Here is a 23705-nt window from a genome sequence, read left to right on the forward strand (position 1 = left end):
CCTGTCCGAAACAAGAGAAAGACCCATGTCGCTCGTCACCAAACTGTCGGAAGAACGGCGGGCACGCCTGGCTGCCGAACGGTTGCTGGAACTCAAGCAGGCAGAACTGTTTGCGGCCAATCGCAAGCTGGATCGTCACGCCCGCAAGCTGAGCGAAGAGATTGTCGAAACCCGGGCCGAGGTTGCCACCGTCCGCGACGAAAACAAGCGGGTGAAATCGGACCTGAGCGCCGCCAATCAAAAAATCTTGATCGTGGAGCGGCGGCTTTGGCATTCGATCGAGACAATCCAGGACGGTTTTGCGTTTTTCGACGACAGCGACCGGATGATCATGGCCAATCCCGCCTACCTGTCCGTTTTCGACGGGCTGGAGGAAGTCAGCCCCGGCATCACCTATCCGCGGATGCTGCAGTTGATGACCGAAGAAGGCATCATTGATCCCGGCGCTCAAAGCCCGGCGGACTGGCGCGCGCGGATGCTGACGCGGTGGCAATCGCCGGCACCGGAACCGGTGGTGATCCGGTTGTGGAACGACCGGTTCGTGCGCCTGATCGACCGGCGCGGGAATAGCGGCGATGTGGTCAGCCTCGCGCTCGATATCACCGCGTCGGTCCGCTACGAATCCCAATTGAAGGCGGCGCAGCGCAAGGCCGAGGCCGCCAATCGCGCCAAGTCCAGTTTCCTGGCGAACATGAGCCATGAGATACGGACGCCGATGAACGGCGTTGTCGGTATGGCGGAACTGCTGGCCGAAAGCACGCTGGACGAAGAACAGCGCCTGTATGTCGAGACAATCCGCAATTCGTCCGAGGCGCTGTTGGTCATCATCAACGACGTTCTGGATTATTCCAAGATCGAGGCGGAAAAGCTGAAACTGCACCCCCGCCCCTTCGATCTGGAAAGGTCGATCCACGAGGTGGCGATGCTGTTGCAACCGACGGCATCGGCCAAGGGGATCGAACTTCTGATCGACTATGACATGTTCCTGCCCACCCGGTTCATCGGTGATCCGGGGCGGCTACGGCAGGTGCTGACCAACCTGATGGGCAATGCTGTGAAATTCACGGCAAAGGGACATGTGCTGGTGCGGGTGGTCGGTATGGCAGGCGACTGCGGCAAGACCGACCTGCGCGTCGTTGTCGAAGATACCGGGATCGGCATTCCGCCGGAAAAGATCGAGCACATCTTCGGCGAATTCAACCAGGTCGAGGATGACCGCAACCGACAGTTCGAAGGCACCGGTCTGGGGCTTGCGATCACCCAGCGCCTGGTTGCCCTGATGGGGGGAGAGGTCTGGGTCAATTCAGAACCCGACCGGGGATCGTGTTTCGGATTTATCGTCACCCTGCCGGCAGACGAGCCGATCTGCTATGACATCCCGCGCTTGCCCGACAGCATGCGGCGGGTTCTGATCGTCGATGACAACAGCACCAACACCGCGCTTTTGACCCGGCAAATGGCGGTGATGGGGATCACCGTGCACAGTTGCCAAAGCGCCGCGCAGGCGCTGGACCGTGTCGGGCAGGTCGATGCCGTGGTGGCCGATCAGGCCCTGCCGGACAAGGCAGGCATCGACGTGATCCGCGATCTGCGCCTTGCAGGCGTGCAAGTGCCCGCACTGCTGTTGGCGCAACAGGCCGCGCCGCTGGCGGCAGAGGTCGCGGGCCTTGGGCGCGCGGCGGTGTTGCAGAAACCTGTCTCGCGGCGGCAGGTCTTTGCGCAACTGGCGGAGCTTGCGGCAATCGCACCAGCCAAGCCAACGCCGCGGATCACGGGGTCCACCCCCGCGCATGTGCCCGCCAAGCCCGCGCCAGACGCCCGGCTGGATGTGTTGCTGGCCGAGGACAACCGCACCAATCAGCTGGTCTTTGGCAAGATGGTCAAGGACATGCATATCACCTTGCGCTTTGCCAACAACGGCGAAGAGGCGGTGCAGGCGGTGCATGACCAGCGCCCCGATATCGTCTTCATGGACATTTCCATGCCCCGGATGGATGGCAAGGAAGCGACGCGCCACATCCGCGCCGCCGAACAGGGGGATCGCCTGCCGATCATCGCCGTCACCGCCCACGCGATGCAGGGCGACAAGGATCAGATCCTTCAGGCGGGGCTGGACGATTACCTGACCAAACCGATCCGCAAGCCCGAGATCAAGCGCATCCTGGCAGAGTGGTTCCCGGCCCGGTTCGGAGCCGATCCGTGATCAGGACTCTGTCGTGCGCAGGAAGACGGGCTTGTCCGGCTCTGACATTTCGGGCCGATAGCGATAGCCGCCGCTGTCGAAATCAAGGATGCCCGCCGGGTCGGTCAGGCGGCGCTGGATGATGTAGCGGGCCATCGCGCCCCGGGCCTTCTTGGCATAGAAGCTTACGATCTTGGCGGTGCCGTTCTTGTCTTCCATGAAGACCGGGGTCACCACCCGCAGCTTCAGAGCCTTTGCAGGCACCGCGCCGAAATATTCCTGGCTGGCACAGTTCACCAGAACGTCGCTGCCGATTTCGGCGGCCTGTGCGTTCAGCGCCTTGGCGATCTGGTCGCGCCAATAGTCATAGAGGTTCGCGCCGCGCCGGGTTTTCAACCGGCTGCCCATTTCCAGACGATACGGCTGGATCGCGTCGCGCGGGCGCAGCACGCCGTAAAGGCCCGAGAGGATGCGCAGATGATCCTGTGCCCATTCCATTTCCTCTGCGTCAAGGCTGGCGGCCTCCAGCCCCTGGTATGTATCGCCTGCAAAGGCCAGCGCGGCAGGGCGCGTCACCTTCGCGTCGGGTGTGTCGGCAAAATCCCGGAACCGGTCTCGGTTCAGCCTAGCCAGGTCGTCCGACAGATCCATCAGCCCTTTCAATTCACCCAAGGTCAGGTTGCGCGCGGTCTTGGCCAGGCGCACGGCATCGTCCTGAAAATCAGGCTGGGTGGTGGGCAGGTCGGTTTCGCTCCAGTCCAGCCGCTTGGCCGGGGAAATCACAACAAGCATGGCAGTCTCCGTTCCGTTGCGCTGGATTTAGTCTGCTTGCGCCAGAACGTCCAGAAAGGCCGCGCCAAAGCGGTCGGCGCGCCGGTCACCCAGCAGGCGGGTCATCTGGTCCATGCAGCCCGGCCTGGTCTGCGCCACCTTGGCCAGCAGCGACGCAGAGCACGACAGAGGCTTGTCCATCCCGTCCGGACCGCGCGCCAGATCGGCCTGCGCCTGCAAGAGTTGGTCGAACAAGGCGCCCGCGCGGTCACCGGCCAGCTTGCGCCGTGTCGGATGCATCTGCGGGGCCTCGCCCGCGATGACCGATAGGAATTCCGCGCCGTAGCGTTCCAGTTTTTTCGCGCCGACCCCGTTGATCCGCGCCATGTCGTCCAGCGACTGCGGCCGCGCCTCCGCCATCTCGATCAGGGTCCGGTCGGGAAAGATGACATAGGCAGGGACACGCGCGGCTTCCGCCAATGCGCGGCGTTTGGCCTTGAGCGCGGACAGAAGCGGGGCGTCTTCCTCGGTCACCAGCATCTTGACCGCCGGGCGGGCGCTGTCCTTGGCCGCGATCAGGCTGTCCTTGCGCAGGGTGATCGTGGTTTCGCCTTTCAGCAGCGGCAAGGCGCTGTCGGTCATCACCAGCGCGCCGTGGCGTTCGGGATCGGGGCGCATCAGGTCATGGCCCATCATCTGCCGGAACACCGCCTGCCATTCGCCCTTGCTCAGGTCCTTGCCCACCCCAAAGGTCGGCAGGGCGTCGTGGTGGCGCTGGCGGATCTTGTCGGTCGGCGTGCCGGTCAGAATGTCGATCAGGTGTCCCGCACCAAAGCTTTCGCCGGTGCGCAGCGCGGCGGACAGGGCCTTGCGCACCGGGGTGGTGGCGTCGAACACCTCTGCCGGCTTGTCGCACAGATCGCAATTGCCGCAGGGCGCGCTGTTTTCCCCGAAATAGCTCAACAGGGTCTGGCGGCGGCAGGTCAGTGCCTCTGCCAGCCCAAGCAGCGCGTTCAGCCGCCCGTGATCGGCGGCGCGGCGTTCGGGCGGGGCAAGTCCTTCGTCGATCTGGGCGCGGCGCAGGCGGATATCATCGGCCCCGTAAAGCGTCAGCGTTTCGGCAGGCGCGCCGTCGCGACCGGCGCGGCCGATTTCCTGGTAATAGGCTTCGATGGATTTCGGCAGGTCGGCATGGGCGACCCAGCGGATATCGGGCTTGTCAACGCCCATGCCAAAGGCCACCGTGGCAACGACGATCAGCCCGTCTTCGGTGGCGAACCGTTCCTCGACCCCGCGCCGCGCGTCGGGGTCCATGCCGCCGTGGTAAAAGGCGGTGGAATGCCCGGCCTCGGACAGCGCCTGAGCCAGCGTTTCGGTTTTGGCCCGCGTGCCGCAATAGACGATGCCCGACTGCCCCCTGCGCGCGGCGGCAAAGGCAAGGACCTGCTGGCGCGGGCTGTTCTTGGCGGCAAAGGCCAGGTGGATGTTGGGCCGGTCGAACCCGCGCAGGAAGGTCTGCGGCTGCTTCCCGTCGAACAGGCGCTGAACGATCTCGACCTGTGTTTCCGCATCCGCCGTCGCGGTGAAGGCGGCCAAAGGCACATCCAGTTCCCGCCGCAGCGCCCCGATACGCAGGTAATCGGGGCGGAAATCATGGCCCCACTGGCTGACGCAATGCGCCTCGTCCACGGCGATCAGGCTGACACCGGCCTGCGCCAGCATCCGCTGCGTGCCCGATGACGCCAGCCGTTCCGGCGCGAGGTACAGCAGTTTCAGCGACCCGTCGTGCAGCGCGTCCCAGACAGCGTTGGTTTCGTCCTCGGTATTGCCCGAGGTCAGCGCTCCGGCGGCGACGCCCGCCTCTTTCAACCCACGCACCTGGTCGCGCATCAGGGCGATCAGCGGCGAAATCACCACCGTCACGCCCGACCGCATCAGCGCGGGCAGCTGAAAACACAGGGATTTGCCGCCCCCCGTGGGCATAATCGCCAGAACGTTGTCCCCGCGCGCGACGGCTTCGACAATCTCGCCCTGGCCGGGGCGAAAGGCATCGAAACCGAAAATGTCGCGCAACAGCGCGTCTGCGCCGGGAAGGTCGCGGGGCATGAACACCCTCGTGATTGTCTGGAACTGCTCTGATCCAGACAATCACACACTAAGAATTGGTGAACAAGGGCCTAGAGACCCAGATTTAGCGGCAATAGCCCAACGGGTAGCCGCCGCACAGCACCGTCGGCAGGATGTAGTCGCGCAGCGAAATCAGGATGAGGAAGGCCACCAGCGGCGCAAGATCCAGCGCCCCGGTGTTGGGCAGGATGTTGCGGATCGGGCGATAGATCGGCTCCAGCAGGCGGTTCAGCCCGTCCCAGATTTGCGCCACCAGCGGCTGGCGCAGGTTCAGCACCTGGAAGTTGATCAGCCAGCTCATGATGATGTGCATGATCATCACGAAAAACGCCACGTTCAGGATCAGCCCGATGGGGCCTGCAATTGCCTGCATGTGAAAAAATCTCCTTGGTTGCACATCAGATAAGTCGGCGGGTCTCGCGACTCAAGAGTGCCGCAAGGTCGTGGTTGACCTTCCGTTGCACGCAGCGCACGGGGGCAACAAAAGGAGCCCGCCGATGTACCCGATCGTCCGCATGGTCAAAGAGCTGATCGTCAGCCGCAAAGCCCCCGCCCTGCCGCTGGAGGGAGAGCATGTTTCGCACCACATCTGCTGGCCCTGGGACCTGGATATCTGGATGGAGCTGAACAACGGCCGCACGCTGACGCTCTATGACCTCGGGCGCATTCCGCTGGCGCGTCGGGTCGGGCTGATCGGGGCGCTGGCACGCAACCGCTGGGGGCTGACCATGGCGGGGGCCTGCGTGCGCTATCGCCGCCGCATCCGCGCGTTCGAACGCGTCACCATGCGCAGCCGCGCGGTCTGCTGGGATGACAGGTTCATCTATCTGGAACAGTCGATGTGGAAGAAGAACGGCGAGTGCGCCAGCCACATCCTGTACCGGTCCGCCGTGACCGACCGCAACGGGATTGTGCCGCCCGCGCGGGTGCTGGCGGACATGGGGCACGACTTGACGTCGCCGCCGATGCCGGACTGGATCACGACCTGGATCGCGGCAGAGGCGCAACGCCCCTGGCCCCCGATGCAGGATTAACTTGCCAGCGCGGCGGTTTGGCCGTCATATCCCCGCCAAGGACAGGGGGATGATCATGGCGCACACAAGCCTGCGGAAACGCATTTGGGGCTGGTTCTTCTTTGACTGGGCCAGCCAGCCGTACAACACGCTGCTGATCACCTTCATCTTTGCCCCCTACATCAAGGAACTGCTGGGTGACGGCAGCGCCGCGCAGTCGGCCTGGGGGTTCGGCATCGGCGCCGCAGGCCTGGTGATCGCCATCCTTGCCCCGATCCTTGGGGCCCTGGCCGACACATCGGGCAACCGGCTGCGCTGGGTCTGGGGGTTCTCGGTGCTTTATGTCATCGGGTCGGGTATGTTGTGGTACGCCGCGCCGGGCAGTTTCAACCTGACGCTGACGCTGTTTTTCTTCGCGATCGGCATGATCGGGATGGAATTCGCGACGATCTTCACCAACTCGATGCTGCCCGATCTGGGGCCGAAAGAGGAAATCGGCAAGATTTCCGGCAACGGCTGGGCATTCGGCTATGTCGGGGGGCTGATCGCGCTGGTCATCATGCTGGTGTTCTTCGCCGAAAGCGCCACGACCGGAAAGACCTTTGTTGGCCTGTCACCGGCCTTGGGGCTGGATGCAGGCGCGCGCGAGGGCACCCGCTTTGTCGGACCGCTGACGGCGATCTGGTACGTGGTCTTCATGATCCCGTTTTTCGTCTATGTCCGCGACCCCAAGGCGCACCCGGCGCCGAAAGGCGCGGTAAGACGTGCGATGAAAGACCTGCGCCACACATTGAAGGCGCTGCCGAAAACGCCGTCGCTGTTTGCGTATCTCGGTTCTTCGATGCTGTATCGTGACGCGCTGAACGGGATGTATGCCTTTGGCGGTATCTACGCCGCGGGTGTGCTGGGGTGGAGCGTGGTCGACACCGGCAAGTTCGGGATCATCGCCATTATCTCGGGCGCGCTGTTTGCTTGGCTGGGCGGCAAGGCGGACGCGCGGTTCGGGCCCAAGCCGGTGATCACGCTGTGCATCCTGGTGCTGACCGCCGTGGGCGTCAGCATCGTCCTTGTCTCGCGCGAGTCGGTGTTCTTCATGCCGGTCGCCGAGGGATCGAGCCTGCCCGACCTCGTGTTCTATTTCCTTGGCGCGACCATCGGCGCGGCGGGTGGCGTGATCCAGTCGGCCTCGCGCACGATGATGGTGCGGCAGGCCAACCCGGCGCGGATGACAGAGGCGTTTGGCCTTTACGCGCTGGCAGGCAAGGCGACCAGTTTCCTGGCGCCGACGCTGATCGGCGTGGTGACCTATATCACCGGGTCGCAGCAGTTGGGCGTATCTCCGCTGGTCGGGCTTTTCCTGATCGGGCTTTTGTTGCTAGTCTGGGTCAAACCCGATGGAGACCCCGCAGCATGGTCCGAAAATTCCTCACCCTCGGCCTGATCGCCACGTTGGCGGCGTGCGGTGCGCCGCAGCCGAAACAGCCCGCGCAGATGGAAACCGTGGGGCGCAGCGCCGGGATCCTCAGCACGAAGGATGCCAAGGACCTGTTCGGTGCCAAGCGCGCGCCATCGCGGCAGCGGTCCGCGGCGTTCGGCTCTTATGCCAAGGGCTGCCAGGCAGGGGCGGTTGAACTGCCCGAAACCGGGCCGACATGGCAAGCCATGCGCCTGTCGCGCAACCGCAACTGGGGACAGCCGGAACTGATTGATTTCCTGCAGGATCTGTCGCGCAAGGCCGCTGCGATGCCGGGGTGGGAAGGCATTTATATCGGCGACCTCAGCCAGCCGCGTGGCGGGCCGATGACTTCGGGCCATGCCAGTCACCAGATCGGGCTGGACGCAGATATCTGGATGCTGCCGCCCAAGCGGCTGAACCTCAGCCGGTCGGAACGCGAAAACATTTCGTCCATTTCCCTGCGTCGGGCCAATGGGGCCTATACCAACGATGCCTGGACACCGCAGCACATGGCCTTGATGAAAGCCGCGGCGCAAGATCCGCGGGTCGCCCGGATCTTTGTCTTTCCCGGGGCCAAGGTGCGTATGTGCAACGAGGAAAAGGGCGACCGTGCCTGGTTGCGCAAGATCCGCCCGTGGTACGGGCATCATTATCATTTCCACGTCCGCCTGAACTGTCCCAAGGGGGCCAGCGGCTGTGTGAACCAGTCGCCGCCGCCGCCGGGGGATGGCTGCGCCGATGCGCAACAGTGGGTCAACAATATCCTGAACCCGCCGCAGCCCGACCCGAACGCGCCCAAGCCCAAGCCCAAGCGCGCCCTGCAACTTGCGGACCTTCCCAAACAATGCGCCGGCGTCTTGCAGGCGAACTGATCAAGGCATGTCTGACGGTTCTGGTCCTGGCCCAAACGGCCGGGGCAGAGCCGTCGGCGCGCCTTGTCGGTGTGTATCGCTGGTTCGGGGACGAACCGGGCGACGCGGACCTGTTTGGCGGTTTTTCCGCGATCGAGGTGACCGAAGATGGCGGCGGGTTCACTGCGCTGACCGATCACAGCGATCTGTTTTCGGGCCGGTTCCTGCGCGAAAACGGCGTGATCACGGGGATCGAGCGTGGCCTGCTCCGGCACCTGACCGACGACACGGGCGCCCGGCTGGACCACGAATATTGGGATTCCGAAGGGCTGGCGGTTGCGCCAGACGGGCGGATCTTCGTGTCTTTCGAAGGCTTCCACCGGGTCTGGGACTACACGGATCCGGCGCGTACCGGCATCCTTCCTCGACCGGCGCAGTTCAACACCCTGATCGCCAATTCTTCGCTCGAGGCGCTGGCCGTCGATGCGCGTGGCTGGCTGTACACCTTGCCGGAACGGTCCGGGCGATTGACGCGACCGTACCCTGTTTACCGATACCGCAACGGCAACTGGGATGTGCCGTTCCACATCCGCCGCGATGCCGCGTTCCTGCCGGTGGGCGCGGATATCGGGCCGGATGGCAGGTTCTACCTGCTGGAACGGGCGTTCAACGGCTATGCCTTCAGCAACCGTGTCCGCCGCTTTTCCCTGAGCGAGACCGAATTGGTCGAGGAGTGCGTGATCCTGCAAACAGAGCCCGCGCAATACGACAACCTGGAAGGGCTGTCGGTGTGGCGGGATGAGACCGGCGCGATCCGTCTGACGATGATCGCGGACGACAATTTCAACTGGTTCCAGCAGACCCAGATCGTCGAATACACCATCGCTGAATGACTTGCGCCCGACAGGGCTTGGCAGTAGACGGTCGCGTCCCCGATTCCCGGGGGCCAAGTCCCCGCAACCTTGCAAAAAACGGGTAAACCAATGACTCGCCAGCATCTTCCCGGCATTCTTGCCATGGCCGCCATCGTCGTGGCCTCCAACATCCTTGTGCAGTTCCTGTTCGGCCAATGGCTGACCTGGGGGGCCTTCACCTATCCCTTCGCCTTCCTTGTCACCGACGTGATGAACCGCGTCTATGGCGCGGCCGCCGCGCGCAAGGTGGTGTTTGCGGGCTTTGTCGTCGGCGTGATCTGTTCGCTGATCGGCACCCGGATCATGGGCGAATTCGGGCCGCTGGTCACGCTGCGCATCGCGCTGGGATCAGGCTTTGCCTTCCTGACCGCGCAGTTGCTGGACGTGGCGATTTTCGACCGGCTGCGCAACGGGAGCTGGTGGCGGGCACCGCTGGCATCGACGCTGGTGGGCTCGTCCGTCGATACGGCGATCTTCTTTACCGTGGCATTTTCCGCGTCTTTGCAAGCGCTTGAGCCTGCGAATGATGTCAGCTGGGCGGGCGAGGTCCTGCCCCTGCTGGGCGTTGGTCCGTTGGTGCCGTTGTGGGTGTCGCTGGGCTTTGCCGACTGGCTGGTCAAGCTGTCATTGGCGCTGATCGCACTGGTGCCGTTCAAGATGATCGTTTCATGGGCGCTTCACGATAAACGTCCGGCGTGACATCAAATTTCATTTTGTGTTCCGGGCGACCCGTGCCACCCTGATCTGGCAGTCAATCAGAGAAAGGAGGTGATCCAGTGTCTAGAGAAGCATTGGAGAGAGGTGTCGGAACAGTTTGGGAGGGTCACCGCTAGGGCAACCCTTGGCGTGTGACGACGCCCGAATTGGCACGGCCTAACCGCCACGCCTCCGAAATTCTCGAAGGACCGCCCCGGACTGACGGGCGGTCCTTTTTGTTTGCGCCGCACCGCGGCGGGCGGGGGCTTTGACGGCGGGGCACATTCGATGCACAAGGCATGCACATTCCATGCATATTGCAGGTGCAGCAAAACGGGCGCGGGATCATGCGGATCAACGACAAGATCGAAATCGCGGATTGGGAACTGACCGAGCAGTTCATCCGGGCCAGCGGTCCGGGTGGGCAGAACGTCAACAAGGTGTCGACCGCGGTCGAGCTGCGGTTCGAGGCGGAGCGGTCGCCCAATTTGCCGGGGCCGGTCAAGGCACGGTTGAAGCGGCTGGCCGGGCGGCGCTGGACCAACGAGGGCGCGCTGGTGATCCAGGTCGACGAGACCCGGAGCCAGGCCCGCAACCGCGAGATCGCGCGGGACCGGCTGGCCGAGCTGATCCGCAAGGCATTGGTGGTGCCGAAACGCCGGATTGCCACCAAGCCCACGCATGGATCGAAGCTGCGCCGGCTGAAGGCCAAGAAGGAACGCGGCGAGGTCAAGGCCCTGCGCGGCCGGATCGAGGGCGAGTGAGGCGCGGAGGGGGCGCAGCCCCCTCTTGCCCGTTCCGGGCAATTCACCCCCGGAGTATTTTCGGAAAGATGAAAGGCCGGGTGCGGCCTAGTCCGAGACCATGGCGCAGAGCAGTTCGAACATGACCGACACACCGAGATACGCGGTGGCGCCGGTGGCGTCGAAGGGCGGCGAGACTTCGACCATGTCGGCGCCGACGATGTTCAGCCCGGCCAGTTCGCGGACCACGGCCAGCGCTTCGAAACTGTTGGGGCCGCCGATTTCGGGCGTCCCGGTGCCGGGGGCGAAGGCCGGGTCGACGAAGTCGATGTCATAGCTGATGTAGGTCGGATCGCTGCCGACGATGGCACGCGCTTCGGCCATGACATCGGCATAGCCGCGGGCGAAATATTCCTCGATCGGGATGATGCGGATGCCGACGGATTTGGCGAAGTCGCGGTCCTCCATGTCATAGGCGGTGCCACGGATGCCGATCTGGACCACGCGTTTCGGGTCGAGCAGGCCTTCTTCCACGGCGCGGCGGAAAGGTGTGCCGTGGGTGTACAGGGTGCCGCCGAAATAGCTGTGGAAGAGGTCGGTGTGGCTGTCGAAATGGATCATCCCGACCGGTCGCTGGCGGGCCAGCGCGCGCAGCACCGGCAGGCTGGTCAGGTGGTCGCCGCCGGCAGTCAGCGGCCGGATGCCTTCCTGTACCAGCTGTTCGTAGAAGGCGGTGATCCGGGTCATGCTGTCCTGGATATCGGCCGGGTTGGGGCCGACGTCGCCAAGATCGGCGCAGTTGACCCGTTCGAACGGGCGGAGGCCGGTGATGCCGTTCTGTGCCCGGATCATGGTGGAGGCGTCGCGCAATTGGCGCGGCCCGTGGCGCGGGCCGGGGCGGTTGGTTGTGCCGCTGTCCCAGGGTACGCCCACCAGGCCGATCTGCACGTCGCCGAAGCGCGGGTGATCGGGGGCCAGGTGCGGCAGGCGCATGAAGGTGGGCACCCCCGCGAAGCGCGGCAGGTCAAACCCGGAGACGGGGTGGAAATAGGGATCAGAGGACATTGTCGGCTCCTTCGCGGTTGAGCGCAGACTGTCGGGCCGGGACGGGTTTGGCAAGGGTGCGCGGCGCGTGCTGGCGGGTCAGGACAACCGGGCGTGGCGGGTCAGCGGCCCGTCGCCCTGGGCGTCGATCCGGGTGAGGGCAGTGGCGATGGGTTCGTAAGCCACGGTCATGGTCCAGGCGTTGGCGTGAATCAGGGTGTCGGCGTCGACCGCCATGGCGACATGGCCTTTCCAGAAAAACAGGTCGCCGCGTGTCGCCGGCGTGCCGGGGGGCAGCGTCTGGCCCAGGGACTTTTCCTGCAGGTCGCTGTCGCCGGGGCAGTCGATGCCGCAGGCGTGCAGCGCGGTTTGCACGAGGCCGGAACAGTCGATGCCGAGCGCCGAGTTGCCGCCCCAGAGGTAGGGCGTGCCGAGCAGGCGTTCTGCGACGGTGACCGGATCGGAGTCCGGATGCGGGAGGGGGGCGAGGTTGTTGGCGCGGAACCACTTGGTGTCCGTTCCGATGCGGACCCCGGCCCAGGTGTCGACCTGTTCGGTCACCTGCACCGCGCTGTCGTAGGGCAGGACAACCGGTGTGCCCGGCTGCTTGACGCTGCGGCTGTCAAGGCCGATGGCGCGGGCGACGGCGACGCGGTGGGTCCGCGGTTGCGCCGGGCCGAGGTGGTGCGCCGCGACCCAGCCGACATAGCCGTCGCGGGTGGCAAAGCCGAAGGCCCAGGGCCCCTGCGTGTCGAGCAGGGTAAAGCCCGCGCCGGTCAGCAACTGGCGGTCCCGCTTGCCGTCCGGGGCGTTCAGCAGGTCGACCGGGTGCGGGGCGGTGACCATCTGAGGGGTGCCGTCGGTGAACCTGTCCGCGGCAATCAGGCCTTGCAGGCTGCTGTGGGCGACGTGGCCGTTGCTGCGCAACGGGCGGCGATCGGTGGGGGCGGTCACAGGCCCAGCACCTGCGGCAGCGCGTCGAGGATGGCGCGCGGGCCCTGACCGACGCCGCCCTTGGGGCGGGCGGGGGCGTTGGACGGGTTCCAGCCATAGATGTCGAAATGGGCATAGCGCGGCGTCGCCTCGACGAAGCGGCGCAGGAACAGGGCGGCGGTGATCGACCCCGCCATGCCGCCGCCGGGGGCGTTGTCGAGATCGGCGATGCCGGGTTCGATCATCGCTTCATAGGGGGTGTGGAAGGGCAGGCGCCAGACCGGATCGGCCATGCGCGGGGCAGAGTCGGCCAGGGCCTGCGCCACGTCGTCGTCATCGGTGAAGAACGGCGCGAGATCAGGACCGACGGCGACACGCGCGGCCCCGGTCAACGTGGCCATGGAGATCAGGAAATCGGGCATCTCTTCGTCGGCATGGGCCAATGCGTCGGCCAGCACCAACCGGCCCTCGGCGTCGGTGTTGTTGATTTCCACGGTCAGACCCTTGCGGCTGGTCAGGATGTCTCCGGGGCGGAAACTGTTGCCCGAGACCGCGTTTTCCACCGCCGGGATCAGCACGCGCAGGCGGATCGGCAGGTTCAGCGCCATGATCATGTGGGCCAGGCCCAGCACGTTGGCGGCGCCGCCCATGTCCTTTTTCATCAGCGCCATGGAAGAGCCCGGTTTCAGGTTCAGCCCGCCGGTGTCAAAGCAGACGCCCTTGCCCACCAGCGTCAGCGATGGGCCGGTATCGCCCCAGCGGATGTCGATCAGGCGCGGGTCGTCATCGGCGGCGCGGCCGACGGCGTGGATCATCGGGAAATTCTGCGCCAGCAGTGCCTTGCCCACGGTGACGCAGATCGTGGCGCCGAATTCGGTGGCAAGCGAGCGCGCCGCCTCTTCCAGCGCGGTCGGACCCATGTCAGAGGCCGGGGTATTGATCAGGTCGCGGATCCGGGCCTCTGCCGCGGCGTAGATCTGAAGGCGGTCGGCGTCGATGCCGTCGGGGGCCACCAGCCGGGCCTGCGCTGGTTTGCGGTCGCGGTAGCGGGCAAAGGCATAGCCGGTCAGCAACCAGCCAAGCGCCTCTTCCGCTTGTGCGGCGTCGGGCAGGCCCGAGGCGATGCGATAGGTGCCCGCGGGCAGGCCGGGCACGGCGGCGGCCAGCGCAAACCGGCCCCGGCGGCGCTGCGCCTTGGTACCATAGCCGATCAGCACCGCCGCTGCGGTGCCGTCCTCGGACGGGATCGCCAGGCTGCTGCCGATGCCAGCGGAAAACCCGTTGGCGGTGACCCAGGCGCGGACGCGGTCGGACTGGCTGTCGGCCCAGGCATCGACCTGGTCAGGGGACAGGACGTGGACGGGACAGGCGTCGGCGTCGGGCAGGGCAAATTCGATGGGCATCTTGCGGGTTCCTTGGGCACTTGCCTGACAAGGGTACCTGCCCAAGGCGCGGCTGCAAGCGGAATTGGTGTCAGACCAACTGGTCGTGGGTGTCCCAGATCGCGGTCAGCGACTGTTCCCCGACCCGGATCAACCGCGCGGTGGTGGCCTGCAACGCGGTGCGGTCGCCATCGTCCAGGCATTGCTGCACGTCGCCGGCGACCCGTACAAGGCCCGCCAGCCCGATCTGTGCAGCAATGGCCGCCACAGAGCGAGCCGTGCGATGCAGATCTTTCATGTCTCCGGTTTCCAGAAATCGTTCGACCCTGCCCAACCTTTGGCCCAGTTCCTCGAGCGCGCGACAGATGACGCCTTCGGCCACGCTGGTGCCCAGTTGTGCCCGGAGCAGGTCAATCTGATCGGATTCCACAAATGCCCGTTCTTTCACGGGCAGCACTGTAATTTGTCCCACCGGGACCCCCTTGATCACTCACCGGGGGCAAGAATGCGTGTCGGGGGTTCCCAAACGGTTAGCCGCGTTTCATCTTTTCTCTCGAATTTCGGGTGAATCCTGCGTATCGACACGACGACTCAGAACAGGAGAGACCTTGATATGCCCGCACGTGCGCTGCCGTCCTATCTGATCCAACGTTACCAGGGCTGGAAGGCCACGACCTATGCCGAGAATGGCGCATGGTACAAGCGGCTGGCAAGCGAAGGCCAACGTCCGCGGGCAATGGTGATTTCGTGCTGCGATTCGCGTGTACATGTGACGGCGATCTTTGGCGCCGACACCGGCGAATTCTTCATCCACCGCAATATCGCGAACCTTGTTCCGCCGTACGAGCCTGACGGGCAGCAACACGGCACCTCTGCCGCGGTGGAATACGCGGTGACGGCGCTGAAGGTGTCGCACCTGATCGTGATGGGGCATTCGAACTGCGGCGGGGTTCAGGGCTGCCTGGACATGTGCACCGGCAAGGCGCCGCATCTGGAAGAAACGTCAAGCTTCGTCGGGCGCTGGATGGATATTCTGCGGCCCGGCTTCGACCGGGTGGCGGGCATCGCGGACGATGCCGAAAAGGCGCGCGCGCTGGAGAAAGAGGCCGTCGTTGTCTCGCTTGAGAATCTGATGAGCTTTCCCTTCGTCAAGGCCGCCGTCGAGGCGGGCGACCTGACCCTGCACGGGCTGTGGAACGAAATCGGCGCGGGCGAGCTGGAGTGGTACGACAGCAAGACCGGGACCTATCAGCCGGTCTGAGCCTTAGACCTGCAACGCCGCAGTGGTGCCGCCCGGCGCCATGCTGACCACCGGCCGGCCGATGCGGCCTGCCAGGCTGCGCAGCGGCACGCCCAGCGATTGGCCAGTGCAGATCGCGCTGCCGGAGTCGCGGTCGATCACAACGAGGCGGCCGTGGCGCAGAGCCAGGCCATAGCCCTTTTCCCCCAGCTTCTGGGTCAGCCCCCGCCAGTCGGTGGCGGTTTCGAAGATCGGGGTCAGGAAGCCGCGCAGCAACAACAGCGATTCACTGTCGAGCGGGGCGGGCAGGGCGTCGGACTGCTGGCCGTGCCAGTCTGTATCGAGGTTCGGTTGCATGTGCATGGTCGGTCTCCTGCATGTGCAATCAGGCTGGGCGCGGATTCGGGCCGGAAAAGGGCCGGTGCGGACCGATTTTGCGGCTGGCGGGGGGATTCTTGCGGGCGGTTGCTGCAAGCAACGCCTTGTTTGCGCAAACATATTTTCCGGCCGATCCGGCAAAGAAAAAGGGCGGCCCGCGGGACCGCCCCTTGCAATCGTTTCCGGTCGGACGATCAGCCCTTCTTCAGGCACTCGCGGCCAAGAAGTTCGGCGATCTGCACCGCGTTCAGCGCCGCGCCCTTGCGCAGGTTGTCGGACACGCACCACAGGTTCAGCCCGTTCTCGATGGTCGAATCCTGGCGGATGCGGCTTATGAAAGTGGCGAAATCGCCGACGCATTCCTTCGGCGTGACGTAGCCGCCGTTCTCGCGCTTGTCGATTACCATGATCCCCGGTGCTTCACGCAGGATGTCGCGGGCTTCATCCTCGTCCAGGAATTCTTCGGTTTCGATGTTCACCGCTTCGGAGTGACCGACGAAGACCGGCACCCGCACGCACGTCGCGGTGACCTTGATCTTGGGGTCGATGATCTTCTTGGTCTCGGCCACCATCTTCCACTCTTCCTTGGTCGAGCCGTCGTCCATGAAGACATCGATGTGGGGGATGACGTTGAACGCGATTTCCTTGGTGAACTTCTTGGCCGGCACGTCGGCGGTGGGGTTGTAGACCGCCTTGGTCTGTTCCCACAACTCGTCCATGCCGTCCTTGCCCGCACCCGACACCGACTGGTAGGTCGAAACGACGACGCGCTTGATCGTGGCGCGGTCGTGCAGCGGCTTGAGCGCGACAACCATCTGCGCGGTCGAGCAGTTCGGGTTGGCGATGATGTTCTTCTTGGCATAGCCATGGACCGCCTGGGGGTTCACCTCGGGGACGATCAGCGGAACGTCGGGGTCGTAACGATAGAGCGACGAGTTGTCGATCACCACGCAACCGGCGGCCGCGGCCTTGGGCGCGTATTCCTTGGTCGGACCAGAGCCGACGGCAAACAGCGCCATGTCCCAGCCGGTGAAATCGAACGTGTCCAGATCCTTGGTTTTCAGGGTGGTGTCGCCAAAGCTGACCTCGGTGCCAAGGGATTTTCGCGACGCGAGCGCGGCGATCTTGTCGACCGGGAACTGGCGCTCGGCCAGGATGTTCAGCATTTCACGGCCCACGTTTCCCGTGGCACCGACGACTACGACCTTGTAGCCCATGGTCTTACTCCTTTTACGGTCAGCCGGGCCGGACGCGACATGCGCGCGGCGCGGACTGGCGCGCCTCTTACCGCAGGCGGGGCGTAGGTGAAAGGGGTTTGGCCGCGGGTTGCGCGGATTTCATGACCTGCGCAAAAAACGGGCACGCTTTTTGGTTGCGCTATCATCGAAATCGAGGGATTTTGCCCGTGAAGCGGGCGTCGATCCACGTCTTGACCAAAAAAGACGCATTAACCCTCGTTTCACCGGTGGAAATTCGCCGGTCTTTGCAGGTGCAGAAAAACTTTGCTTGTCCAAGCTTTGTGCAAATCGGTATAGAGATGCTGAGTATTTAAGATGGCGTTTTGGATTCAGTACGATTCTGTGCGGGTTCTGTGTGTGCTCCGTGGGTGTTTGCGGAACAAGAAAGAGCGGCGGTTATCGCGAGGGAACACGAATTGCTTTATCGGTTCGTCACATCATTGAACTGGCGGCAGAAGGGCGGGATTTTCCTTCTGCTTGACGTCCTCTCGGTCGTCGTCGCGTTCGTGACGTCCGTTTACCTGATGATGCCGTCTTACCGGTTCAGCGCGACGCTCTATGATCTTCTGCCGATGCTGGCGTTTCTGGCCGCGCTGAGCGTGCTGGTCGCCGTGCGCCTGGACCTGCCGTACCTGCGGCTGAACGCCTACGAGTCGCGCGGGCTGCACCGTACGGTGCAAATGGCGATCGTGCTGGGCGCGTCGGGGGCGCTGATCAACCAGTTCCTGCAAGTCAACGTACCGCTGTCGCTGTTTTTCGTGTTTACGCTGATGGTCGCATTCCTGGGGATCACGTCGCGGCTGGCGCTGCGGCAGATCACACTGTGGATCTACAGCCAGAACAATGACCGGATGCGGGTTCTGATCTATGGCGCGGGCCAGACCGGGCAGCAGCTTGTCGCGGCGCTGCGCACCGACGACAAGGTCGTTCCCGTGGCGTTCATCGACGACAATCCCACTATTCAAAGCCTGACCGCCGCAGGGTTGCCGGTGTTTGCCCCCAGCAGCATCACCGAACTGGTGCGCGAGAAGAAAATCGACCGCGTGGTTCTGGCGATGCCGTCGCTGAGTCAGCCGCGGCAGGCGCGCATCGCTCATGGGCTGCGCGAAATGGGCTGCGAGGTTCATGCGCTGCCATCCTTCGCCGAACTGGTGGGCAGCGGTGACCTGGACAAGCGGTCGACTCCGGTGGCAATGGACGACCTGCTGGGCCGGACCGGTCTGGCCTCGGAGTTGCCCGGCGTCAGCCATGCCTACAGCAACCGCCGCATTCTGATCACCGGGGCCGGCGGGTCGATCGGATCAGAGCTTTGCCGCCAGTTGATCGCCTGCAAGCCCGAGCGTGTGGTGCTGCTCGATCACAGCGAGCTGGCGCTTTACAGCATTGACAAGGAACTGCGCGACCTGACCACCGGACTGAAGATCGTTCCGGTTCTGGGCTCGGTCTGTGACGAGGACCTGGTGCGCCAGACGCTGGTCGAGCACGAGATCGACGTGGTTTTGCATGCTGCGGCCTACAAGCATCTGCCGATGGTGCAAACCAACGTGATCTCTGGCCTGAACAACAATGTGATCGGCACCAAGATCATGGCCGACGCGTCGCGCGAGGCAGGGGTCGAGCGGTTCATCCTGGTGTCGTCGGACAAGGCGGTGCGCCCGACCAACGTGATGGGCGCGTCGAAACGTCTTGCGGAACTGGTGGTGCAGGACCTGGCGACGCGGTCTGACAATACGATGTTTTCGATGGTGCGGTTCGGCAACGTGCTGGGCTCTTCGGGGTCCGTCGTGCCGCTGTTCGAGGAACAGATTTCCCGTGGCGGTCCCGTGACGCTGACACATGGCGCGGTCACCCGCTATTTCATGACGATTTCCGAAGCGGCGCGGCTGGTGCTGCTGGCGGGATCGTTCGCGCGTGGCGGTGACGTCTTTGTTCTGGACATGGGCGACCCGGTGCCGATCAAACGCCTGGCGCAACAGATGATCGAGGCAGCGGGCTATACCGTGCGCGACCGTCATAACCCCAACGGCGATATCGAGATCAAGATCACCGGGCTGCGCCCCGGCGAGAAGCTGCACGAAGAATTGCTGATCTCTCCTGACATGCTGACCACCCCGCACAACAAGATCCTGCGGGCACAGGAAAGCTATTTGTCGGAAATCGAGATGGCGACCGCGCTCAAGGACCTGCGCAGGTCGATCGAAGGGCGAGACGTGGACGGCGCAATGGCGGTGATCAACCGCTGGGTCGAAAGCAGCGTCGAGAAAAAGCCGAGCCGCGTAACCTCTTAAAGACTGGCCCGCAAGGCTTGAAGCGTAAGGTCAGGCGGGGCGTCAGCGCCCCGGTATGTCCTCTCTTGGCGCGACAGGCCCCCAGGTGTCGATGATCTGTACCGCCTCTTCGGCGGTTTCGACAAACCGGAACAGGTCCAGATCCTCGGTGGAAATTGTCCCGGCCTCGGCCAGGGCGTCCCAGTTGATGATCTTTTCCCAGAACGCGCGCCCGAACAGCAGGAACGGCACCCGCCGCATCCGGCCAGTCTGGATCAGGGTCAGCGCCTCGAACATTTCATCCAGCGTACCAAAGCCGCCGGGAAAGACGCAGATCGCGCAGGCGCGCATCAGGAAATGCATCTTGCGGATCGCGAAATAGTGGAAGTTGAAGCACAGCTCTGGCGTGACATGCGGGTTCGGGGCCTGTTCATGCGGCAGCACGATGTTGAGCCCGATCGAAATGCCGCCCGCGTCCGCCGCGCCCTGGTTGCCTGCCGCCATCACGCCGGGGCCACCACCGGTAACCACCACGTTTTCGCGGTTGTTCGAAGCGACCGAGCGTTCCGTCATCAACCGGGCGAAGTCCCGCGCGACGTCATAGAACCGCGACAGTTCGGCCAAGGCCGGGGTCTTGGCGCTGGCTTTGTTGGCGGGTTCGGGGATGCGCGCGCCGCCGAACAGGACAACCGTCGAGGCGATCCCCTTTTCGTCCAGCAGAAGCTGCGGTTTCAGCAATTCCAGCTGCAGGCGGACCGGACGCAGTTCGTCGCGACACAGGAAATCGTCATCGGCAAAGGCCAGTCGATAGGTCGGGGACCGGGTCTGCGCCGTGTCGGGCACATGGCCCGCGGTGTCGCGGTCAAGATGGGCGTCGCGGAAAATGCTGTGGCGGTCTTCGGTCATCTGGGTTTCCTTGTTCACCATCCTCAATGCCTATAGCGTCCGGTGCAAATGCACCAGAGCAGGGGACGGCAATGACCGATTGGACGGCAGAGATCGACGCGGCGGCAACACGGATCGCGGGACATGCGCAGATCACTCCGGTGATGGAAAGCGCGGCCCTGGGGCTGCCCTGTGCGGTGGCGCTGAAGCTGGAGCAGTTGCAGCACACCGGCAGCTTCAAGGCGCGGGGGGCGTTCAACACGCTTGTGGCGTCAGATGTGCCGGCGGCCGGTGTCGTCGCGGCCTCGGGGGGCAATCACGGGGCGGCGGTCGGCTATGCCGCGCGGTCGCTGGGGTATCCGGCGCGGATCTATGTGCCGGAACTGGCGGGGCCCGCGAAAATCGCGCTGATCGAACGGACAGGGGCCGATCTGACGGTGGTTCCGGGCGAATATGCCGATGCGCTGGACATGGCCCGGCGGTGGGAGGACGAGCAGGGTGCGATGCAGATCCACGCTTATGACGCGCCTGCGACGGTGGCCGGGCAGGGTACGGTGATGCGGGAATGGGAAGCGCAGGGGCTGCAGGCCGACACGGTGCTGATCGCGGTGGGCGGTGGCGGGCTGATCGCCGGCGCGCTGGCGTGGCTGCAGGGGCGGCGCAAGGTCGTGGCGGTGGAGCCCGCGACCTGCAACACGCTGTCGGCGGCGCTGACCGCCGGCGCGCCGGTGGATGTGCCGGTTTCGGGCGTGGCCGCCAACGCGCTGGGGGCGCGGCGGATCGGGGCGATCTGCTTTGGTCTGGCGCAGACCCATGGCGTGACAAGCGTCGAGGTGACGGATGCCGCCATCGTCGATGCGCAAAAGCGGCTGTGGCAGGCGCACCGGCTGCTGGTAGAGCCGGCGGGCGCTACGGCGCTGGCGGCGCTGACCTCGGGCGCATACACACCCGAACCGGGGGAAAAAGTCGCCGTGCTGGTCTGCGGCGGCAACATCGCGCCGGACCCGCTGGGCTGACGCGCGGTTTCTTCGCATTGTCTGCCACCGGTTGCGCGGCTATAGGGCGTCCAACATCAGATTCACCGGGAGGGTCCCCAATGTCCAACGCACAGCTTGAAACCGCCATCGAAGCCGCCTGGGAGGCGCGTGACACCATCACCCCGATGACCGGTGGCGAAACCCGCGAAGCCATCGAGGATACGCTGAACGCGCTGGACAGCGGCGCGCTGCGCGTGGCCGAGAAAATGGAGAACGGCGACTGGCATGTGAACCAGTGGGCCAAGAAGGCCGTGCTGCTGGGGTTCCGCATCAAGGGCATGGAAATCCACGACAACGGCCCGCAAGGGTCCGGCTGGTGGGACAAGGTCGACAGCAAGTTCAAGGGCTGGGGTGACACCCAGTGGAAGGCGGCCGGGTTCCGCGCCGTGCCGAATTGCGTGGTGCGCAAGTCGGCCTATATCGCGCCGGGCGTGGTGCTGATGCCGTCCTTCGTGAACCTGGGCGCCTATGTCGACGAAGGCACCATGGTGGACACCTGGGCCACCGTGGGCAGTTGCGCCCAGATCGGCAAGAACGTGCACCTGTCGGGCGGTGTCGGGATCGGTGGTGTGCTGGAACCGATGCAGGCAGGCCCCACCATCATCGAGGACAACTGTTTCATCGGTGCGCGGTCCGAGGTGGTCGAGGGCTGCATCGTGCGCGAAGGCTCGGTCCTGGGTATGGGCGTGTTCATCGGCAAATCCACCAAGATCGTCGACCGCGAAACCGGTGACGTGATGTACGGCGAAGTGCCGCCCTATTCGGTGGTTGTCGCGGGCTCCATGCCGTCGAAGAACGGCATCAACCTGTATTGCGCGGTGATTGTGAAGCGGGTGGACGAGCGGACCCGGTCCAAGACCGGTATCAACGAACTGCTGCGCGACTGATCGCACAGACGGGGGCAGGGTGGGTTTGAAACCTGCCCTGCGCCGACAAGGGGGCACGCATGTCCAAGGACAAACCAGCGAAGAAACAGCAGGTCTATACCCTGCTGGTGCAGGTCGGGCGCAAGAAGGACGACGGGCTGCCCAAGGGCAGCACCGGCGCCGCGCTGATGTGTTATGCCAGCGGCGTGGACGAGGCCGAAGCGGTGCGCGAAACCGTGGCGATCCTGAAGCAGGCCGATCTGGCGCCGCTGGACGTGACCGGCTACGGCACCGAGGACGAGCGCCGCGCCCAAGGCCACGTGATCGACGAGGAAGAGGCCGCGCTGATGGCACGCGCGCTGGAAGAAAACAGCGTCATCGTTGCGCAGATGACCCCGTTTTTCGACAAGGACTGAGCGTTCAGGCCGCGCGGGTCGCGGCCAGCGACGCGGTTTCGGTTGCGCCCAGCAGCGGATAGGGCGACGGCCCGTGTTCCGGCAGCAAGTGCAGCGGGCCCTGCGCCAGAAGGCTTTGTTCCAGCCGGTCCTTCTGTCGCCGGATGCGGCCGATGTTCAGTGTATCGAGCGGCACGCCATGGCACAGCACCGCAACCGGTTCGGGCAGGACAAGCTGGGCAAGGTTGACGAAAGGCGCGCGGTGCGGCGCGTCATCGGTCTGCGCAAAGCCGCGTGGCAGGTTCGAGATCGCAAGGCGCACGGCATCAGCGCCATAATCATACTCCACATCGCCCCCGGTCACCACCAGCCGCTGCTGCGGCGTGGCGACCAGATCGCGCTTCAGCCCGAAATGGGGCGCGCGCAGCCGGACCGGGCGGAAACTGCCGACTGCCGGAACGGACCGCCGGACGACCTGCAACACCGGCATCACCGCGCCGGACAAGGTGCGCACCGTGTCACCCGGCTTGAGCTGTTTCAGCGGCACCGGGCCGTGCGGCGTGTCGATCGCGGTGTCGTCATGCAGCGACGGGGCCGGTCCGATGGGTTCGACCCCGTCAGAGACCGCCATGAACCCGGCCTGCGCAGCCAGCCCGTTCAGGTGCCGTTCGCGCGCCAGCGCCCACATGTCCGACAGCATCAGCGCGGCCGGGGCGCGACCCATCGCATAATGCAGGCTGTCGTCATCGGGGTTCTCGACGGCCAGGCGCGAAACATTGGCCGGACTGTCCCAGGAGAAACTGATCCGCAGCCGCGCCGGATCGCCGGTCAGCGGCAGCGAGGCGTGGAACACGTCGCGCCCCACGGTGATAACCAGAACGATGCCCATCGCCGGCACCCATTGCAGGGAAAACAGGCCCTGTGCGCCTTCGGTGCGGGTCATCCGCAGCAGGGTGGGGCCGGTGGCCAGCGTCGGCGCGGGTGTTTCGACAATCAGCGTGCCGCGCGGGATCGCCTGTTCCACCCCTTTCAACCGTCGCGCCGCCAGTTGCGGGGCAATCCAGCTTTGGCCGTCGCCGTCGAATGATAACCAGCCCATGCCTGTGTCCTTCTGCTTGCCGCCGTGCGGACAAATCGGAAAAATCGTCAGTCTTGAAAACGCTGCCCGGCCGTGAACGGCTCTTTTTATGCTGGGTTGTGTAGCACAAGCCCGAGTCTCGCCCAAGCAGAATTGCGGTTGCGGTTTGCAGCGGATCGCCAGACCGGGTAGCAAATGGGCAAAGCTGA

General features: G+C 64.7%; 24 protein-coding genes. 13 read left to right on the forward strand and 11 right to left on the reverse strand.

Annotated features, from left to right (window positions below):
- The first annotated feature begins 25 nt into the window (after positions 1 to 25).
- Positions 26 to 2203, forward strand: a complete 2178-nt coding sequence (locus VK792_RS00480; protein ID WP_326295221.1) for a response regulator — start codon at positions 26 to 28, stop codon at positions 2201 to 2203.
- Here the strand turns inward: VK792_RS00480 and yaaA are convergent, their stop codons facing one another.
- The 3 genes from yaaA to VK792_RS00495 all read right to left on the reverse strand — a co-directional run bounded on the left by yaaA (position 2204) and on the right by VK792_RS00495 (position 5453).
- A complete protein-coding gene (yaaA, locus tag VK792_RS00485; RefSeq protein WP_326295223.1) occupies positions 2204 to 2974 on the reverse strand; it encodes a peroxide stress protein YaaA in 771 nt (256 codons plus the stop codon). It lies immediately after the preceding gene.
- A gap of 27 nt (positions 2975 to 3001) precedes the next feature.
- Entirely contained in the window at positions 3002 to 5059 is a 2058-nt protein-coding gene (gene recQ, locus VK792_RS00490; protein ID WP_326295226.1) for a DNA helicase RecQ, read from the reverse strand.
- Between the two features lie 85 nt (positions 5060 to 5144).
- The gene (locus VK792_RS00495) at positions 5145 to 5453 is read right to left on the reverse strand and encodes a YggT family protein (protein ID WP_326295228.1); all 309 of its coding nucleotides are present in this window, start codon (positions 5451 to 5453) and stop codon (positions 5145 to 5147) included.
- A 124-nt stretch (positions 5454 to 5577) separates the two neighbouring features.
- Here VK792_RS00495 and VK792_RS00500 point away from each other — a divergent pair, with 124 nt between their 5' ends.
- The 6 genes from VK792_RS00500 (at position 5578) to arfB (ending at position 10774) form a co-directional block, all read left to right on the forward strand.
- Positions 5578 to 6114: an acyl-CoA thioesterase gene (locus VK792_RS00500; RefSeq protein ID WP_326295230.1), complete on the forward strand. Its 537-nt coding sequence runs from the start codon at positions 5578 to 5580 to the stop codon at positions 6112 to 6114.
- A gap of 55 nt (positions 6115 to 6169) precedes the next feature.
- Positions 6170 to 7534 (forward strand): MFS transporter, encoded by a 1365-nt coding sequence (locus VK792_RS00505; RefSeq protein WP_326295233.1) that lies wholly within the window; start codon positions 6170 to 6172, stop codon positions 7532 to 7534.
- Complete coding sequence (mepA, locus tag VK792_RS00510; RefSeq protein WP_326295235.1) at positions 7504 to 8421, forward strand: penicillin-insensitive murein endopeptidase; 918 nt, start codon at positions 7504 to 7506, stop codon at positions 8419 to 8421. Before VK792_RS00505 ends, mepA begins: the two co-directional genes overlap by 31 nt.
- Entirely contained in the window at positions 8394 to 9293 is a 900-nt protein-coding gene (locus VK792_RS00515) for an esterase-like activity of phytase family protein (protein WP_326295237.1), read from the forward strand. The genes mepA and VK792_RS00515 overlap by 28 nt, the downstream gene beginning before the upstream one ends.
- A gap of 90 nt (positions 9294 to 9383) precedes the next feature.
- Positions 9384 to 10013, forward strand: a complete 630-nt coding sequence (locus VK792_RS00520; RefSeq protein WP_326295240.1) for a queuosine precursor transporter — start codon at positions 9384 to 9386, stop codon at positions 10011 to 10013.
- A gap of 344 nt (positions 10014 to 10357) precedes the next feature.
- A complete protein-coding gene (gene arfB, locus VK792_RS00525) occupies positions 10358 to 10774 on the forward strand; it encodes an alternative ribosome rescue aminoacyl-tRNA hydrolase ArfB (protein WP_326295499.1) in 417 nt (138 codons plus the stop codon).
- Between the two features lie 87 nt (positions 10775 to 10861).
- Here arfB and speB read toward each other — a convergent pair whose 3' ends face one another.
- From speB to VK792_RS00545, 4 genes are all read right to left on the reverse strand, one after another.
- A complete protein-coding gene (speB, locus tag VK792_RS00530) occupies positions 10862 to 11818 on the reverse strand; it encodes an agmatinase (protein ID WP_326295242.1) in 957 nt (318 codons plus the stop codon).
- Between the two features lie 78 nt (positions 11819 to 11896).
- Positions 11897 to 12751 (reverse strand): C40 family peptidase, encoded by an 855-nt coding sequence (locus tag VK792_RS00535; protein WP_326295244.1) that lies wholly within the window; start codon positions 12749 to 12751, stop codon positions 11897 to 11899.
- Positions 12748 to 14133, reverse strand: a complete 1386-nt coding sequence (locus tag VK792_RS00540) for a leucyl aminopeptidase family protein (protein ID WP_326295246.1) — start codon at positions 14131 to 14133, stop codon at positions 12748 to 12750. Before VK792_RS00540 ends, VK792_RS00535 begins: the two co-directional genes overlap by 4 nt.
- 70 nt (positions 14134 to 14203) lie before the next feature.
- Positions 14204 to 14584 (reverse strand): hypothetical protein, encoded by a 381-nt coding sequence (locus tag VK792_RS00545; protein WP_326295247.1) that lies wholly within the window; start codon positions 14582 to 14584, stop codon positions 14204 to 14206.
- A gap of 141 nt (positions 14585 to 14725) precedes the next feature.
- On the opposite strand from VK792_RS00545, the gene VK792_RS00550 reads away from it, so the two are divergent.
- Positions 14726 to 15373 carry a carbonic anhydrase gene (locus tag VK792_RS00550; protein ID WP_326295250.1) on the forward strand — a complete coding sequence of 216 codons (648 nt, stop codon included), beginning with the start codon at positions 14726 to 14728 and terminating at the stop codon, positions 15371 to 15373.
- A 3-nt stretch (positions 15374 to 15376) separates the two neighbouring features.
- On the opposite strand, the gene VK792_RS00555 is transcribed toward VK792_RS00550, so the two are convergent.
- Positions 15377 to 15715, reverse strand: coding sequence for a hypothetical protein (locus tag VK792_RS00555; protein ID WP_326295252.1), 339 nt, complete (start codon positions 15713 to 15715; stop codon positions 15377 to 15379).
- Positions 15716 to 15924: 209 nt separating this feature from the next.
- Complete coding sequence (locus tag VK792_RS00560; protein WP_326295255.1) at positions 15925 to 16947, reverse strand: aspartate-semialdehyde dehydrogenase; 1023 nt, start codon at positions 16945 to 16947, stop codon at positions 15925 to 15927.
- A gap of 109 nt (positions 16948 to 17056) precedes the next feature.
- Between VK792_RS00560 and VK792_RS00565 the strand changes: the two genes are divergently transcribed.
- Positions 17057 to 17449, forward strand: a complete 393-nt coding sequence (locus VK792_RS00565) for a hypothetical protein (protein ID WP_326295258.1) — start codon at positions 17057 to 17059, stop codon at positions 17447 to 17449.
- A gap of 25 nt (positions 17450 to 17474) precedes the next feature.
- Entirely contained in the window at positions 17475 to 19256 is a 1782-nt protein-coding gene (locus tag VK792_RS00570; RefSeq protein WP_326295260.1) for a nucleoside-diphosphate sugar epimerase/dehydratase, read from the forward strand.
- Between the two features lie 42 nt (positions 19257 to 19298).
- On the opposite strand, the gene VK792_RS00575 is transcribed toward VK792_RS00570, so the two are convergent.
- Complete coding sequence (locus VK792_RS00575) at positions 19299 to 20141, reverse strand: LOG family protein (RefSeq protein ID WP_326295263.1); 843 nt, start codon at positions 20139 to 20141, stop codon at positions 19299 to 19301.
- A 71-nt stretch (positions 20142 to 20212) separates the two neighbouring features.
- On the opposite strand from VK792_RS00575, the gene VK792_RS00580 reads away from it, so the two are divergent.
- From VK792_RS00580 to VK792_RS00590, 3 genes are all read left to right on the forward strand, one after another.
- Entirely contained in the window at positions 20213 to 21136 is a 924-nt protein-coding gene (locus tag VK792_RS00580) for a threonine/serine dehydratase (protein WP_326295265.1), read from the forward strand.
- Positions 21137 to 21216: 80 nt separating this feature from the next.
- Positions 21217 to 22044: a 2,3,4,5-tetrahydropyridine-2,6-dicarboxylate N-succinyltransferase gene (gene dapD, locus VK792_RS00585; RefSeq protein WP_326295267.1), complete on the forward strand. Its 828-nt coding sequence runs from the start codon at positions 21217 to 21219 to the stop codon at positions 22042 to 22044.
- A gap of 59 nt (positions 22045 to 22103) precedes the next feature.
- Positions 22104 to 22439, forward strand: a complete 336-nt coding sequence (locus VK792_RS00590; protein WP_326295269.1) for a DUF8846 family protein — start codon at positions 22104 to 22106, stop codon at positions 22437 to 22439.
- 4 nt (positions 22440 to 22443) lie between these two features.
- On the opposite strand, the gene VK792_RS00595 is transcribed toward VK792_RS00590, so the two are convergent.
- The gene (locus VK792_RS00595; RefSeq protein ID WP_326295270.1) at positions 22444 to 23517 is read right to left on the reverse strand and encodes a Hint domain-containing protein; all 1074 of its coding nucleotides are present in this window, start codon (positions 23515 to 23517) and stop codon (positions 22444 to 22446) included.
- Positions 23518 to 23705 lie beyond the last annotated feature (188 nt).

It is taken from the genome of Mesobacterium hydrothermale (genome assembly GCF_035818635.1).
Lineage (GTDB): Bacteria > Pseudomonadota > Alphaproteobacteria > Rhodobacterales > Rhodobacteraceae > Mesobacterium_A > Mesobacterium_A hydrothermale.